Source organism: Streptomyces sp. NPDC054887, assembly GCF_053610585.1.
On sequence record NZ_JBSGYQ010000141.1, the window covers coordinates 1 to 2,107 of the forward strand.

2 protein-coding genes are annotated in these 2,107 nt (G+C 75.4%); one reads left to right on the forward strand and one right to left on the reverse strand.

Going from position 1 to position 2,107, the window contains the following annotated elements; all coding sequences use genetic code 11:
- Positions 1–72: 72 nt before the first annotated feature.
- Complete coding sequence (gene speB / locus ACWGH0_RS34605; RefSeq protein ID WP_453408242.1) at positions 73–1,062, reverse strand: agmatinase; 990 nt, start codon at positions 1,060–1,062, stop codon at positions 73–75.
- Positions 1,063–1,337: 275 nt separating this feature from the next.
- On the opposite strand from speB, the gene ACWGH0_RS34610 reads away from it, so the two are divergent.
- A partial coding sequence (locus ACWGH0_RS34610) for a PucR family transcriptional regulator ligand-binding domain-containing protein (RefSeq protein WP_453408243.1) occupies positions 1,338–2,107 on the forward strand: 770 nt, incomplete at its 3' end.

Genomic DNA, 2,107 nt, shown 5'->3' on the forward strand with positions numbered 1-2,107 from the left:
CGGCCCGCGGCGGGACGCCCCGCCGTCCAGGCGTGCACGGCGGGCCGTCCGGTTCCGGCTCCGGCGGTGAGGTTACTTCGCGCCCTGCTCCGCGCCCGCGGCGCGGGAGGCCGCGATCTGCCGGGACATGATCGTCGTCAGCTCGTACGCCGTGTGGGAGGCGGCCACGGAGGTGATCTCCGCGTGGTCGTAGGCCGGGGCGACCTCGACGACGTCGGCCGACACCAGGTTGCAGGAGGACAGGCCGCGCAGGATCTCCAGCAGCTCGCGGGAGGTCATGCCGCCCGCCTCGGGGGTGCCGGTGCCGGGCGCGTGGGCCGGGTCCAGGCAGTCGATGTCGATGGAGATGTAGAGCGGGCGGTCGCCGATGCGCTGGCGGAGCTGGTCCGCGACCTCGTCGGCGCCGCGCCGGTAGACGTCGGAGGACGTGACGATGCCGAAGCCCATCTTCTCGTCGTCGGTCAGGTCCTGCTTGCCGTACAGCGGGCCGCGCGTGCCGACGTGGGAGAGCGCCTCGGTGTCGAGGATGCCCTCCTCGACGGCGCGGCGGAACGGCGTGCCGTGGGTGTACTCGGCGCCGAAGTACGTGTCCCAGGTGTCCAGGTGCGCGTCGAAGTGGAGCAGCGCGACCGGGCCGTGCTTCTTCGCCACGGAACGCAGCAGCGGCAGCGCGATGGTGTGGTCGCCGCCCAGGGTCATCATGCGGGCGCCGGTGCCGAGCAGGTCGTCGGCGGCGGCCTCGATCGTCTCGACGGCCTCGTTGATGTTGAACGGGTTGGCGGCGATGTCACCGGCGTCCGCGACCTGCGCGAGCGCGAAGGGCGAGGCGTCCTGCGCCGGGTTGTACGGGCGCAGGAGGCGCGACGCCTCACGGATGGCGTTGCCGCCGAAGCGGGCCCCGGGGCGGTAGGAGACCCCGGAGTCGAAGGGCACGCCGACGATCGCGACGTCGGCGGTGCCGACCTCGTCCAGGCGGGGCAGCCGCGCGAACGTCGCCGGGCCCGCGTACCGCGGGATGCGGGAGGAGTCGACGGGGCCGCGGAACTGCTGCTCGCTGCTCATGTGAATTGCCTTCTTTCCTACGCTTCGTTGCGCTTATCTGACTTTAGCCCGGCGTGGGGGCGGCCCCCGTTCCCCTTCGGCCCCCCCACCCGGCCGGGCGCTCGCACCGGGCGCCTCGGGTGCGTGTCGTGCGGGACGCAGCGGAGTGGCGGCTTCCGTGCGGGGACGTCCGCCCGTACCCGCGGCCGCCGGTGCGCTCGACATTAAGTGGCCGGAAGGCGACGCTGAAGTGTACGTTTCATCCACTCCCCCGCCCCTCTATGGATGGACCGTCCATGCCGGATCCGCTGGTCTCCTCTCCCGGCCCGCCCACCCCGCCCGTGTCGCTGGCGGCGCTGCTGGCGCGGGAGGAACTGGGGCTGCGCCTGATCGCGGGGCCGGAGGACGTGGACCTGCACTGGGTGCACACCTCGGAGATGGGGGACCCGTACCCGTACCTGCTCGGCGGTGAGCTGCTGCTGACGGCGGGCGTCCAGCTCACGGACCCCGGCCACTACGTCTCACGGGTCGTGGAGGCGGGCGCGGCGGCGCTCGGTTTCGGCGTCGCGCCGGTGTACGACACCGTGCCGCCGGCCCTGGTGGAGGCGTGCGAACGGCACGGCCTGCCCCTGGTGGAGGTGCCGCCGACGACGACGTTCACGGCGATCGCCCGCGCGGTGTGGCGGCTGATGGCCGAGTCCCGCCACCGGGAGCTGCGCCGCGTCGCGCAGGCCCAGCAGGGCCTGGCCACGGCGGCGGCCCGGCCGGACCCGGTGCCGGCGGTCCTGCGGCAGCTGTCGGCGCGGCTCGGCGGGGCGTGGGCGGTGCTGCTGTCCGCCGAGGGCGCGCCGCTGGCCTCGGCGGGGCGCTCGCCGTCGCCGCGGGCGCACGCGGCGCTGGCCCGGCTGGCGCGCGTGGTCAGCCCGCCGCCGGAGCCGCCGGCGCCCGAGGGCTCCGCGCCCGCCGCCCCCAGGGCCGCGCCCTCGTCCGCCACCGACACCGCGGACGGCTGCCGTCTCGCCGCCTACCCCCTAGCGCGGCGGCGGCGGCGGGTGCAAGCGGTGGC